Source organism: Flavobacterium piscis (assembly GCF_001686925.1).
In the GTDB taxonomy this organism is placed as follows: Bacteria; Bacteroidota; Bacteroidia; order Flavobacteriales; family Flavobacteriaceae; genus Flavobacterium; species Flavobacterium piscis.
Window position 1 is genome coordinate 52654 of sequence record NZ_LVEN01000006.1, and the last position, 12764, is coordinate 65417.

Consider the following 12764-nt stretch of genomic DNA (forward strand, 5'->3'; position numbering starts at 1 on the left):
TTAAAAAGAAAAATTATGAAAAATAAACTTTTAGTGGCAGTTATGATTCTGGGAATGATGTCATGCCAAAACAAAGATAAAACCGACTCAAAAAGTATCATCAAAACAATTGCCGAAGATACCTTATCAAAAACCGTTGCGGGAACGGCAGATGTAAGCGATGCTCCTGCAAAAGATGATAAAGCAGTCGAATTGATTCGTAAGCAATTGAATATTCTATTAAAGGCAGATCTTCCGGCAATGACAAAAGAAGACAGATTTTTTTACTACGAAGCTTTCGATTTGAATAACGATAAAAAAGACGAATATTTCGTTGGTTTCTCTAATCCTTATTTCTGCGGAAGCGGAGGTTGTTCCGGTTACATCCTAAATAATGATGGAAGTGTAATCAATAAGTTCACCGTAACCGATTTCCCGATTCTCGTTACCACTTCAGCATCTGAAAAATTTTACGATCTTATATTCGAAACCGGTGGAAAATTTCATCTCATAAAAATGAAAAACGGCAAATACCCGTCAAACCCATCCGTTCAGGAAATTTGGAAAGGTGAAACTCCTAAAGAAAATACCAAGGTTTTAGATATTCAGGGAAAGAAATTAGAGAAGTATTCGTTTTAATGTACGAATGTTTTTAAATAATAAACCCTACAGGTTTTTAGAACCTGTAGGGTTTATGATAATTATCTTTTTAATATTTTAGAAAGTGTTTTAGGATTTCGACGATTATCCCAAAATGCGATGATAATTAATTCATTATTAGTTATTTTATAAAAGATGTTGTAATGTCCTAATGTTGAGGTACGAATATCTGGAAATTCAGTTTTAATATAGATTTCAGGATTTTTAACTAGAAATTGAATTCTTTGAGCGATTTCAGATATTAGTTTTTTGGAATAAGCCATTGACTTATTTCTTTTATTCCAATATTCTAATATTTTTCTTCTTTGTAAAACTGCAGTTTTCGTCCAGATTATTTCGATAGCCATTCTAAATCTTCTTTATCTAAATCTTCCTGAGAAATAGTTCTTCCGTATTTTATGTCCTCTTCGCTTTCCTTTAGCATATCCAATTCATATTGTTCAAATTGATAAACTTGGGAAGTATCTGCATTTTTTAAGAGATTTCTAATCTTTTCAAGTAAACTTAAATCTTCAATATTTTTTAGTTTATCGAATATCTCTAATTTTATCTCCAAAGCTCCCATAATTATATGTTTTATAAATCAAATTTAAGTAAATAAAATGAAAAACCCGATAAGTTTTAGGCTTACCGGGTTGTATTTATATTAACATAAGACAAATCTACTCCACCAATTCCACAAATTTAAACTCACCATCAACAACAACTTTAGTCAAACCGTGTTTAGATAAGTTTTTCATAGAAGCATCCCATTTTTTACCGCTTAAATTAGCAGTAATTTTTAGTTGCTGAAGATCCATTTTGTTTTCATTTCCTTTCAATAAATCTACGATGAATTTTTCTTCATCAGACAATTCAATTTGAGCTTGTTTTTTCTCCGGACGCATTTGTGGGAACAATAAAACTTCCTGAATCGATGCGTTGTTTGTTAAGTACATAATCAAACGGTCCATACCAATTCCCATTCCGGATGTTGGCGGCATACCGTATTCTAAAGCTCTTAAGAAATCTTCGTCAATAACACCGTTTGCTTCATCATCACCTTTTTCAGCCAAACGCATTTGGTCTTCAAAACGCTCACGCTGATCAATTGGGTCATTTAGTTCAGAATATGCGTTTGCGATTTCTTTACCACAAACCATCAATTCAAAACGCTCAGTAAGTTCAGGATTGTCACGGTGCTCTTTACAAAGAGGCGACATTTCTTTAGGATAATCAGTAATAAAAGTCGGCTGAATATAATTCCCTTCGCATTTAGCGCCAAAAATCTCATCAATCAATTTTCCTTTCCCCATTGTTTTATCAACATCAATTCCCATTCCTCTGGCAGCTTCGAACAATTCTTCTTCGCTTTTTCCAGAGATATCAAAACCGGTAAAATGTTTGATAGAATCTGTCATTGTAACACGAGCATACGGCGCTTTAAAGTTAATTTGGTGTTCACCAAAAGTAACTTCGCTGGTTCCGTTTACAGCGATGGCACAATGCTCAAGCAAACCTTCAGCAAATTCCATCATCCAGTTGTAGTCTTTGTAGGCTACATATATTTCCATAGCGGTAAATTCAGGATTATGCGTTCTGTCCATACCTTCATTTCTAAAGTTTTTCGAGAATTCATAAACACCATCAAATCCACCAACAATTAATCTTTTCAAATACAATTCGTTTGCAATACGCATATAAAGCGGAATGTCAAGCGAATTATGGTGCGTGATAAAAGGTCTCGCCGCAGCTCCACCAGGAATCGATTGTAAAACCGGAGTTTCAACTTCAAGATATCCTGCATCGTTAAAATAACCACGCATTGCAGTATACAACTTTGTACGTTTGATAAAGTTTTCTTTAACCTGCGGATTCACAGTTAAATCTACATAACGCATTCTGTAACGTAATTCAGGATCATTAAAGGCATCGTGTACGTTTCCTTCTTCATCTACTTTTGGCAAAGGCAACGGACGTAAAGTTTTGCTCAAGAAAGTAAATCCGTCAACACGAATACATTGCGCGCTTACTTTTGTAGTAAACAATTCACCTTCAACACCAATAAAGTCACCTAAATCAGTTAGTTTTTTAAATACCGTATTATATAAAGTTTTATCATCACCTTCACACAAAACATCGCGATTCACATACAATTGTATACGACCTTCGCTATCCTGCAATTCAGCAAAACAAGCTTTCCCCTGATCTCTAACACTCATTAAACGTCCGGCAACGATCACCTTCTTACCCTCTTCAAAAGATTCCTTCACCTGCTTGGAAGTATGATTTACAGGAAAAAGATTAGCCGGATAAGGATTGATTCCTAAGTTGCGTAAGTTTTGAAGTTTTTCTCTTCGGATGATTTCTTGTTCTGATAATGCCATTTTGTGCTCTTTTTTAAGTGCGCAAAGATAAAGAAAAGAATGTAGATTTCAGAATGCAGGTTTTAGATTTTTTGAAGCAGTAATTTAATGCATTTCAAAGACCTTTTGTCCCGCTATTCACTTGTATCTTTTTTGCCGAAAAAGCAAAAAAGGATACCGCTTCTATCGGGGCTAAATTAGAAATTTCAGTTTTTAAAAGACGTTTGAGTTGGGGTGTTTGTCATTGCGAGGAACGAAGCAATCACACGATCTAAATCAAATTGAGGTAAAAAAGAAAATAGACAATCAAAATGAGATTGCTTCCTTCCTCGCAATGACAAACAAAAAAACCTCAGTATCTTAGCAACTCAGAACCTCAGAACCTTGCAAGAAAATGAAAATCATAAAAGCCTTTCTACTCTTAATTTTAGTCTCAAGCTGTCAAATCACAGAAACTATAAAAATAAACCCAGACGGAAGCGGAACTATTGAAATTTTTCAATTACGCGACGAAAATAGTTATTTGCAATTAGGACGTCCTTATTCTGATTCTGAGAAATTTACAGATACAATATTCGTTTTTCAGGATTATATAACAAAGTATGCAGCAACGTTTGTAAAATTTAGTAAATCAGACCAGGCATTGTTTCAGGAACATGCCAACGTAAGAATGCATATTAAAGTAGATCCCGTTCAAATGGAAAATTTTAATATAATTTCTTCTGACTTTAAAAAAATAGAAGAAATACCTAATCTTTACGAGAGTATTAGTTTGGCAAGTTCTTTAAAAGAAAATTATCCGGTTTCAAAAGAATCCTTTAGAATAAAATATACTTTCGATGGATTTACTTTCAAAAGAAATCTTGTAATTGTTGATCAGCAAAAGTTTGACAAGGACAAAAAAATGCTGGAAGAAAGAAAAAAAATGTATGCTAAGTATAAATTAGCGCAGTCGTATACTTTAAAATATCATTTTCCAAGAGAAATAAAATCGGTTTCAAACGAAAAAGCAGTTATCAGTGCCGATAAAAAAACAATGACATTAGAATTTCAACTTTCAGATTGTTTGCAAAATCCTGAAATAACGAATCTGGAAGTGGTCTTAGAGCAAAAAGACCTTGAATAGTGTCGTCTTAGGATCTTAGAACCTTAGTTTCTTAGAATCTTAAAAAATAAAATAGTCTTCGTATCTTTGATAAAAAATTAGCCATTATGAAATTATACAAGTTACTTAGTTTTTGTTTTGTATTAGCGACATTAACGAGCTGCACCTTAACCGAAAATATATATGTAAACGATAACGGAACCGGAAAGTTTTCTGTAGATATGGATGGTTCGTCTTTGATGGCGATGGCTGGTGACCAGCTTGGACCTGATACCAAAAAGAATATAGATTCTACTTTTACCTTCAAGCAATTGTTTGAAGAAAAAAAAGACAGTATTGCAAAACTGTCTCCGGAAGCCCAGAAAGAACTTAAAAAACTCGAAAATTTTGTAGTAAACACCAAAATGAATAGCGAGAAAAAAGAGTTTTTAATGACCATTTCAACTGATTTTAAAAACGTAAATGAGTTGCAGGATGCATTGCAATCGCTAAGTGCGCTTCAAAGATTAGAAGGCGGAGCAAGTGCTGCGACACCTTTTGGGAAAGGCTTAGGAGATAATAACAGTAAATTAAGTTATACCTACGACGGAAAGAAATTCACCCGTAAAGCTGTTATCGATAAACAAAAAGTGGCTGAAAAAGCAAAAGATTCTACGGCAGATATGTCTAAAATGATTTTTGCATCTTCAAACTATATTATAAAATACCATTTTCCTAAGAAAATAAAAAAAGTATCGAACCCAAATGCTTTATTCAGCGAGGATCGAAAATCAATTACAATTCAATACCCTTTTACGGATTATATGGAGAATCCTGACAAACTTAACTTTGATGTAGAGTTTGAAAAATAATTAAAATGAATAAAAAAATTCAACTTCAGGATTTAGGAAGTAAAGACTATAAATCGACCTGGGAATATCAGGAAGAAATTTTTAAAGACATAGTCGACTTAAAAATCAAAAACCGAAGAGAAGAACTCGATTTGCCAACGCCCAATTATTTACTTTTTGTAGAACATCCGCATGTGTATACTTTGGGTAAAAGCGGAGATCTTGAAAATCTTTTATTAAACGAAAAACAGCTCGAAGCCAAAGGAGCTACTTTTTATAAAATCAATCGTGGCGGCGACATTACCTATCACGGCCCGGGACAAATTGTAGGTTATCCGATATTAGATTTAGAAAATTTCTTTACAGATATTCATAAATACTTACGTTTTCTGGAAGAAGCTATAATCCTGACTTTAGAAGAATACGGCTTAAAATGCGGAAGAAGCGAAGGCGAAACTGGAGTTTGGCTCGATGCAGGAACTCCGTTTGCACGCAAGATTTGTGCGCTTGGCGTACGCGCTTCACGATGGGTAACCATGCACGGATTTGCGCTAAATGTAAATGTTGATTTAGGATATTTTGACAACATTATTCCGTGTGGTATTCGCGGTAAAGGCGTTACTTCTCTACAAGTAGAACTTGGCGTAGAAAAAGTCGATGAAGCCGAAGTAAAGGCTAAAATCGTAAAACATTTGACCCATTTGTTTGAGGCAGAATTCGTTTGATGAACTTTTAATTGAATAGATTTATAGGTCTGAGTATACAAGAGAAATAAATTTTTTTTACTTAACTAGTAAGAATAATGTAGCATAAGATTTAACCACAAAGTCCGCAAAGGTTTCACAAAGTTTAGAAAGAGTTTTTAGTGAAGTTTTATTTAAAAAAAAAACAAGTTCGCAAAGCTTTGTGCTCTTTGTGTTTTTACAAAATTTTAAGGGTGAAAAACTTTGTGTTCTCTGTGTTAATAATTACACCCAACTAGTCTTTTAAATATAAATAGTATGAAAAATGCTGAAGAAAATAACAATTATCGAATTGCCGTTCCTTCAGCATTTGAAACTGTTTTTTCTCATTTTTACTTTGCCGAAAATAAAACGGCATTTCCCATAACAAAAACCTTATTGCCAAGTTTTCAAACCATTTTGGTTTTTAACTTTGGAACAAAATCATTTTTAAAATCGCAGCAGAATACTTTTTTAGAAGTTGAAAAATGTATGGTTCTTGGCCCTATAAAACAAGCTTTCGATTATACTTTAGAGCCTAATTCAGAGATTTTGGTAGCCAATTTCAAAGAAGATGCTTTTTACAGATTCTTTGGCAATGCAATGTTTGATTCTTTGCCCATTCATCCCGATGATTTAATTGATGAAAATTGCTTTACTCTTTTGTGGGAAGAACTTCAAAAACTTTCTGACACAAAAGACCGTGTCAATTATATTTTAGATTTCTGTAAACCTTATTTAAGGGAACAAAAGGAGATAACAACGCTTTTAACCGATTTTCAAAACCAAAATCTGAATCCCATAAAAGCAATTGCTTCGCAGATCAATCAAACCGAAAGAAATATTCAGCTCAATCAAAAGAAATTTTTTGGTTACACTATAAAAGAAGCCAATCGGTATGAAAGGTTTTTAAAAGCAGTAAATCAAATTCAGGAAAATATAATAAACGAGTCAAAAACAGATTGGCTAACGATTGTTGACCAATGCGGTTATTACGATCAAAGTCAGCTCATTCATGACTTTAAATATTATATGAATATTTCGCCCACAAAATTCCTGAAATTTCAAAACGATATCTGCAGCTCAAAGTCAGGATAAATCAGATTTCGTTTTCTTACAATTGTACTCAAACCTTGCGTTCTACATTTGCCATGTTAATCTTTAAAAACAGAAAACATGAAAAATTTAATTGTTTATGCGCATCCCAATTCAGGAAGTTTAAATCATTTCTTCAAACAAACTGTACTCGAAAGCCTTCAGGAATCCGGAGAAGAAATTGCTGTTCGAGATTTGAATGAGATCAATTTTAATCCTGTACTTTCTTTAGACGATATGAATGGGCAAAGAATGGGAACGGTTGCTGATGATGTTAAAACAGAACAAGACTTTATAACATGGGCAGATCGTATTATTTTTATTTACCCAATTTGGTGGACAGGAATGCCGGCAATTATGAAAGGTTATATTGATCGTGTTTTTAGTTACGGATTTGCTTACCGATACGATCAGGGTGTTCAAAAAGGTTTACTGACTGGAAAGAAAACAATCATTATCAATTCGCACGGAAAATCAAATGCAGAATATGAAGCAATGGGAATGGATAAAGCTTTGATATTAACCTCAGATACCGGGATTTTTACCTATTCAGGATTAGAAATTCAACAGCATTTTTATTTTGATAAGGCAGACAGAGCTTCCGCAGATAATATTTCGGATTGGGAAAGTCAGATCCAAACTATTTTCAAGTTTATCGGTAAAGAATCAGTTTTGGATAAAAAAATGATTTAATATTAAAAATAATTGTAAAAACCATAAAAAAGAGCCTTTAATCGTCGAGATTTTGAATGGTCGGTAAATTATGTGAGGGTAGTAGTAGTATGGGTTTTTTATCCTAAATTTGGTTGCGTACTTTATAGTAAAAGCTTTGTCGAATCTAACTTACTGACTTATGAGAAAAATCTACTTTATCTGTTTTATTTTTATGATTAATGGGCTATCTGCTCAAAAGAAAGATAAACTAAATCCAATCGAAGTGTATGAAAAAGCCTGGTCAGAACGTAAAAGTGAGGCAAGGTTAAAAATAATTAAAACCATTTGGCTGGAGGAAAGTACCTTTGAAGACCCTTCTGCCTCTATAAAAGGAACAGCGGCTCTAAACAATGTTATAAATGAATTTTATAAAAAGTTTCCCGATGCTGTATTTAAGTCTGGTCCAAAAGTGGTAAAAGACAATTACGTAAGTTGGGATTGGAAAATTTTAGATGCAAAAAATAAACTTATAATGGCCGGACGTGATTTTGCCCGACTTAACGGAAAAGGTCAGGTAAGTAAGATTATTGGTTTTTGGAATCCGGAAGCTACTTTGTCTGAGGCAGAGATTTTGAATAATCTTGAAGCAGATAATTTTAAAATTGTTGCTCAATATTACGAAAGTGTTTTTAAAACCAGGGATTTTACTGCAATGGCACATTTAATAGAAGAAGGTGCAGTTTATAATCAGGCTGAAGGATTGCCTTACGGAGGGAAATTTACAGGTTTTAATGAATGGGTAAAAATGTATGCAAAATCAGCTGAATTTTTTGATGTAGAAATAGAAAAAGAGCCTGTTTATTTTAGCGATGCTACAAAAAACGAAGTAATTATTTATTTTACCATAAAGGCGAAAGCAAAAAAATCAGGTAAAACACTTTCGGTACCAATCTCGGAACATTTTGATTTGAAAAATGGAAAAATTACGGACATCAGACCTTTTTATTTTGATACCAAGCTATTTGCAGAATTTCTGAAAAGTAAAAAATAATAGAAATCTAAATCTATCAATAACAAAAAAAGACTTATCAATTGCGATAAGTCTTTTTTATTGTTATTCAAAATTCAATTCGAGTTGATCCGGCAAAAGCCTAAAACTCATTCTGTGATATTTTGTAGTGCCATATTTTTTTATGGCTTCCCTATGTTCTTTGGTAGGATAACCTTTGTTTTGTTTCCAGTTGTACATCGGGAATTCTTCATGAATCTGATCCATGTATTCATCGCGATACGTTTTGGCCAGGACAGAAGCCGCGGCAATACTTAAAAATTTACCATCACCTTTTATAATGCTTTGGTTGGGAATCGATTTTAGTAATTCAATTTCAGTTAAAGAAAATTGTTTGCCAAAAGTATTTTTCATACCCAATTTGGCATTCAAAGAACGATTACCATCTACAATAATAAATTCAGGTATATGATGCAGTTTCAGGATACATTCCTGCATGCCTTTCATTGAAGCATTTAGGATATTAATCTCGTCAATTTCGTTGGGATGCAGATGCGTAACAGCAAAACAAAGCGCATGCTGCTCGATGATTGGTTTTAGAAAAACTCTCATCTTTTCAGACAATTGTTTACTGTCGTTTAAAAATTCATGCTCAAAATGATTCGGTAAAATTACTGCAGCAGCCGTTACCGGACCAGCCAAACAACCTCTTCCAGCTTCGTCGGTTCCGGTTTCTAAATTAAATCCTGAGAAATTTTTTTCAAGCATTTCTTTTTTTGTTTTAATTCGCAAATATTATAAAATTTTCTTTAAAAACATTCGTTCTCTTACTATTTGCCAAAGCAGTCGTATAAATTCAAGTGTTTTTTTATTTATACGTTTTTATCTTTTACCTTTGCCAGACAAATTTTGCCAAAATAATTCCATATAAAGCGATCAAATGAGAATATTCTTTTTTCTATACCTATTAGTTGTACCCACTTTATTGTTTTCTCAGGAAAAAACTACTTCTAAAAATAGTTTAGATATGAATACTAAATATTCAAGTATAACTGATACTATAAAAAAGAAAAAGGCAAAAATTGCAACAATAGATCAATATCAGATAATTACTCTGGAGCATGATACTACATATGTTGACACTTCGCTAACCATAAAAGGTGCTTATAAACAAAACAATCTTCGTAAGGATGATTTCGGACTTTTGTCTTTTGCAAATATCGGACAGACTTACAATACTTTGCAATATAGCCTGACTAGTTTTTCTCCTTATCCGGAAATTGGTTTTAACGGAAAACACTTTAATTATATGCAGGCCGATCAAATCAATTATTATTCTGCAGCAACACCTCTGACCGAATTGTTTTTTAATACCACAATAAATAAAGGTCAGAACGTAGATTCATTTATTACATTAAATACTTCAAAAAATCTCAACTTTTCTATTGCATACAGAGGTTTACGTTCAGAAGGAGATTATATAAATCAATTGGTAAGTGCGGGGAATTTCAGACTTACAACAAGTTACGCTACAACCGACAGGAGATATGCGATTAATGCACATTATACTTATCAGGATGTTTTGAACGAAGAGAACGGAGGAATTACTACTCCGGCAGATTTTGAAAGTGATAATCCGGATTATAAAAACCGTCAAAGATTGCAAGTGTATCTTACAGATGCTGAATCATTTTTAAAAGGCAGACGTTTGTTTTTTGATCATGCTTTTAGAATAAATCCAACCGAAGGGAATAATAATTTGTATGTAACGCACCAGTTTAATTACGAAAATAAATTTTTCGAATACAATCAGGCAACCGTTCTTTCGGCTGTTGGTACCAGATCAGTAAAACGATTTGGAGAATCATATGTAACAAGCGGTATCAACGACCAGACCCATTATGAAAGACTGTATAATAAGGTAGGAGTAGCTTATGAAAATTCTCTTTTAGGAAAATTCAATTTTTTTGTTGACGATTACAGATCGAATTATAAATACGGAAGAGTCTTAGTAAATGCTGCAGGAGTTGTTATTCCGGATAATTTGTATCTGCAAATTAATAATGTAGGAGGACAATTTGAATATCAAAAAAACAAATGGAACGGGCGTTTTTTATATTCAAGATCAATTACAGACCAGTCTCTTTCTGATTTAGATGCTAAATTAAAATATGATTTTAATGATAAAATCCAGTTTGATTTTAGATATCGTAATATCAACAAATTACCAAATAATAACTACAATTTGTATCAAAGTAGTTATGTGCAGTATAACTGGTCGAATAATTTTAAAAACGAAAAAATCAATTCGCTTAGTGCTGCTGTTAGCACGCCTTGGTTAAATGCAGAGGTTCAGTATACAGTTTTAAATGATCATTTGTACTTTGCAGATGTTTCTACGGCAGCACAGGTTGCAGTAAATACACAAATTATAAATCCGGCCCAATACGGAAATGCGATAAATTACCTGGAGATAAAAGCAAGCCGTGAATTTAAATTTGGCCCTTTTGCCCTTGATAACACACTTTTATATCAAAAAGTAGATCAGTCAGATTTAATTTTAAATGTGCCTGATTTCGTAACAAGAAATACATTTTATTATTCAGGTCACTTTTTTAAGAAAGCATTGTTTATGCAAACCGGAATCGTTTTTAATTATTTTACAAAGTATTATGGAAATGGTTACAACCCGGTTGTTGGAGAATTTTATGTTCAGAAAGAAAAAGAAATTGGAGGTTATCCGTTATTTGATGTTTTTTTAAATGCCAGAATTCGCCAAACCCGATTCTACGTAAAGGCAGAGCACATCAATGCACTTTTTTCTAAAAGCGACTATTATTCGGCACCTAATAATCCTTATCGTGACTTTGTTATTCGATTTGGTTTAGTTTGGAATTTCTTCCAATAAAATTAGGATTATAGTATATTAAAAATCAATATTAAATTAAATAGAAATGGACTTTTCAAATAACATTTTAGAAACAATTGGTAATACACCATTAGTAAAACTCAACAAAATTGTTGCTGAAATTGATGCTTTAGTATTGGCAAAAGTCGAAACTTTTAATCCTGGAAATTCTGTAAAAGACAGAATGGCCGTAAAAATGGTTGAAGATGCTGAGGCAGATGGCCGATTAAAACCCGGAGGAACTATCATTGAAGGAACTTCTGGAAATACGGGAATGGGATTGGCACTCGTAGCGATCATTAAAGGATATAAACTAATTTGTGTAATATCAGACAAGCAGTCAAAAGAAAAAATGGATATTTTGCGCGCTGTAGGTGCCAAGGTAGTAGTTTGCCCTACAGATGTTGAGCCAACAGATCCAAGATCCTATTATTCTGTTTCAAAACGTCTGGCTGAAGAAACGCCAAATTCATGGTATGTAAATCAGTACGATAATATGTCAAATTCTTTGGCGCATTACGAACAAACCGGACCCGAAATCTGGAAACAGACTGATGGAAAAATCACGCATTTTGTAGTAGGAGTAGGAACAGGCGGAACTATTTCAGGTGTTGGAAAATACTTAAAAGAAAAAAATCCAAATATTAAAATTTGGGGAATCGATACTTACGGTTCTGTTTTTAAAAAATACCATGAAACCGGAATTTTTGACGAAAACGAAATTTACTCTTACATTACAGAAGGGATCGGAGAAGATATTTTGCCTAAAAATGTTGACTTTTCTTTAATAGACGGATTCACAAAAGTAACCGATAAAGATGCAGCCGTTTATACCAGAAAAATTGCTCTTGAAGAAGCTATTTTTGTTGGTAATTCTGCCGGAGCTTGTATAAAAGGACTTTTACAGCTTAAAGAGCATTTTAAGCCAGAAGATGTGGTTGTGGTATTGTTTCATGATTCAGGAAGCCGCTACGTAGGTAAAATGTTTAATGACGACTGGATGCGCGAACGTGGTTTCTTAGAAGAAAACATTACAAAGGCCGAAGACGTAATTAAAGATCATATTGATAAAGAATTAATCGTGGTTCGTACAGAAGAATTGGTTTCTCACGCGATCGAACGTATGCGTAAATACAAAATCTCGCAGATTCCTGTTGTAGATATTACTGGTTTTGTTGGTTCTGTTGATGAAACAGATTTATTTAGAAGTTATGTTGCAGATAAAAACGTAGCCGAAAAACCAATTAAAGAAGTAATGGGAAAACCTTTCCCGATTGTAAAATTAGGAACACCAATTGAGGAAGTTTCTAAATTATTTACCAAAGAAAATGATGCCGTTTTGGTTGATTTAGGAAATGGTAATCATCATATTATTACGAAATATGATATCATTGGATCTATAAAATAATACAATTGTAATAATTCATAAATCCATAAATCTAGTTGTGAAATTAGGT

At 33.2% G+C, this 12764-nt stretch carries 13 protein-coding genes; 9 read left to right on the plus strand and 4 right to left on the minus strand.

All coding sequences use genetic code 11. The annotated features are described in order from the left end of the window. Nucleotides 1-15 precede the first annotated feature (15 nt). The gene (locus tag FLP_RS04460) at nucleotides 16-618 is read left to right on the plus strand and encodes a hypothetical protein (RefSeq protein ID WP_065448333.1); all 603 of its coding nucleotides are present in this window, start codon (nucleotides 16-18) and stop codon (nucleotides 616-618) included. A gap of 62 nt (nucleotides 619-680) precedes the next feature. Here FLP_RS04460 and FLP_RS04465 read toward each other — a convergent pair whose 3' ends face one another. The 3 genes from FLP_RS04465 to lysS form a co-directional block, all read right to left on the minus strand. Then, a complete protein-coding gene (locus tag FLP_RS04465) occupies nucleotides 681-986 on the minus strand; it encodes a type II toxin-antitoxin system RelE/ParE family toxin (protein WP_083195788.1) in 306 nt (101 codons plus the stop codon). Beyond that, nucleotides 971-1204 (minus strand): hypothetical protein, encoded by a 234-nt coding sequence (locus FLP_RS04470; protein WP_065448334.1) that lies wholly within the window; start codon nucleotides 1202-1204, stop codon nucleotides 971-973. Before FLP_RS04470 ends, FLP_RS04465 begins: the two co-directional genes overlap by 16 nt. A gap of 97 nt (nucleotides 1205-1301) precedes the next feature. Then, nucleotides 1302-3005: a lysine--tRNA ligase gene (gene lysS / locus FLP_RS04475; protein WP_065448335.1), complete on the minus strand. Its 1704-nt coding sequence runs from the start codon at nucleotides 3003-3005 to the stop codon at nucleotides 1302-1304. A 373-nt stretch (nucleotides 3006-3378) separates the two neighbouring features. Between lysS and FLP_RS04480 the strand changes: the two genes are divergently transcribed. The 6 genes from FLP_RS04480 (at nucleotide 3379) to FLP_RS04505 (ending at nucleotide 8441) form a co-directional block, all read left to right on the plus strand. Next, complete coding sequence (locus FLP_RS04480) at nucleotides 3379-4110, plus strand: hypothetical protein (RefSeq protein ID WP_065448336.1); 732 nt, start codon at nucleotides 3379-3381, stop codon at nucleotides 4108-4110. 86 nt (nucleotides 4111-4196) lie between these two features. Next, entirely contained in the window at nucleotides 4197-4940 is a 744-nt protein-coding gene (locus FLP_RS04485; RefSeq protein WP_065448337.1) for a hypothetical protein, read from the plus strand. 5 nt (nucleotides 4941-4945) lie between these two features. Then, nucleotides 4946-5644 (plus strand): lipoyl(octanoyl) transferase LipB, encoded by a 699-nt coding sequence (gene lipB, locus FLP_RS04490; RefSeq protein WP_065448338.1) that lies wholly within the window; start codon nucleotides 4946-4948, stop codon nucleotides 5642-5644. 276 nt (nucleotides 5645-5920) lie between these two features. Continuing rightward, nucleotides 5921-6739 (plus strand): AraC family transcriptional regulator, encoded by an 819-nt coding sequence (locus FLP_RS04495; RefSeq protein WP_065448339.1) that lies wholly within the window; start codon nucleotides 5921-5923, stop codon nucleotides 6737-6739. 78 nt (nucleotides 6740-6817) lie between these two features. Next, the gene (locus FLP_RS04500) at nucleotides 6818-7429 is read left to right on the plus strand and encodes an NAD(P)H-dependent oxidoreductase (RefSeq protein ID WP_065448340.1); all 612 of its coding nucleotides are present in this window, start codon (nucleotides 6818-6820) and stop codon (nucleotides 7427-7429) included. Nucleotides 7430-7589: 160 nt separating this feature from the next. Then, a complete protein-coding gene (locus tag FLP_RS04505) occupies nucleotides 7590-8441 on the plus strand; it encodes a nuclear transport factor 2 family protein (protein ID WP_065448341.1) in 852 nt (283 codons plus the stop codon). A 63-nt stretch (nucleotides 8442-8504) separates the two neighbouring features. Here FLP_RS04505 and FLP_RS04510 read toward each other — a convergent pair whose 3' ends face one another. Beyond that, nucleotides 8505-9167, minus strand: a complete 663-nt coding sequence (locus FLP_RS04510; protein WP_065448342.1) for a ribonuclease HII — start codon at nucleotides 9165-9167, stop codon at nucleotides 8505-8507. Nucleotides 9168-9339: 172 nt separating this feature from the next. Between FLP_RS04510 and FLP_RS04515 the strand changes: the two genes are divergently transcribed. Then, complete coding sequence (locus tag FLP_RS04515) at nucleotides 9340-11307, plus strand: putative porin (protein ID WP_065448343.1); 1968 nt, start codon at nucleotides 9340-9342, stop codon at nucleotides 11305-11307. Nucleotides 11308-11353: 46 nt separating this feature from the next. Then, nucleotides 11354-12715 carry a pyridoxal-phosphate dependent enzyme gene (locus FLP_RS04520; RefSeq protein WP_065448344.1) on the plus strand — a complete coding sequence of 454 codons (1362 nt, stop codon included), beginning with the start codon at nucleotides 11354-11356 and terminating at the stop codon, nucleotides 12713-12715. Nucleotides 12716-12764: the final 49 nt, after the last annotated feature.

Excerpts from the sequence above, each read along its gene's own strand:
- FLP_RS04460 (WP_065448333.1), top strand. The coding sequence starts at position 16 with ATGAAAAATAAACTTTTAGTGGCAGTTATGATTCTGGGAATGATGTCA.
- FLP_RS04465 (WP_083195788.1), bottom strand. The coding sequence starts at position 986 with ATGGCTATCGAAATAATCTGGACGAAAACTGCAGTTTTACAAAGAAGA.
- FLP_RS04470 (WP_065448334.1), bottom strand. The coding sequence starts at position 1,204 with ATGGGAGCTTTGGAGATAAAATTAGAGATATTCGATAAACTAAAAAAT.
- lysS (WP_065448335.1), bottom strand. The coding sequence starts at position 3,005 with ATGGCATTATCAGAACAAGAAATCATCCGAAGAGAAAAACTTCAAAAC.
- FLP_RS04480 (WP_065448336.1), top strand. The coding sequence starts at position 3,379 with ATGAAAATCATAAAAGCCTTTCTACTCTTAATTTTAGTCTCAAGCTGT.
- FLP_RS04485 (WP_065448337.1), top strand. The coding sequence starts at position 4,197 with ATGAAATTATACAAGTTACTTAGTTTTTGTTTTGTATTAGCGACATTA.
- lipB (WP_065448338.1), top strand. The coding sequence starts at position 4,946 with ATGAATAAAAAAATTCAACTTCAGGATTTAGGAAGTAAAGACTATAAA.
- FLP_RS04495 (WP_065448339.1), top strand. The coding sequence starts at position 5,921 with ATGAAAAATGCTGAAGAAAATAACAATTATCGAATTGCCGTTCCTTCA.
- FLP_RS04500 (WP_065448340.1), top strand. The coding sequence starts at position 6,818 with ATGAAAAATTTAATTGTTTATGCGCATCCCAATTCAGGAAGTTTAAAT.
- FLP_RS04505 (WP_065448341.1), top strand. The coding sequence starts at position 7,590 with ATGAGAAAAATCTACTTTATCTGTTTTATTTTTATGATTAATGGGCTA.
- FLP_RS04510 (WP_065448342.1), bottom strand. The coding sequence starts at position 9,167 with ATGCTTGAAAAAAATTTCTCAGGATTTAATTTAGAAACCGGAACCGAC.
- FLP_RS04515 (WP_065448343.1), top strand. The coding sequence starts at position 9,340 with ATGAGAATATTCTTTTTTCTATACCTATTAGTTGTACCCACTTTATTG.
- FLP_RS04520 (WP_065448344.1), top strand. The coding sequence starts at position 11,354 with ATGGACTTTTCAAATAACATTTTAGAAACAATTGGTAATACACCATTA.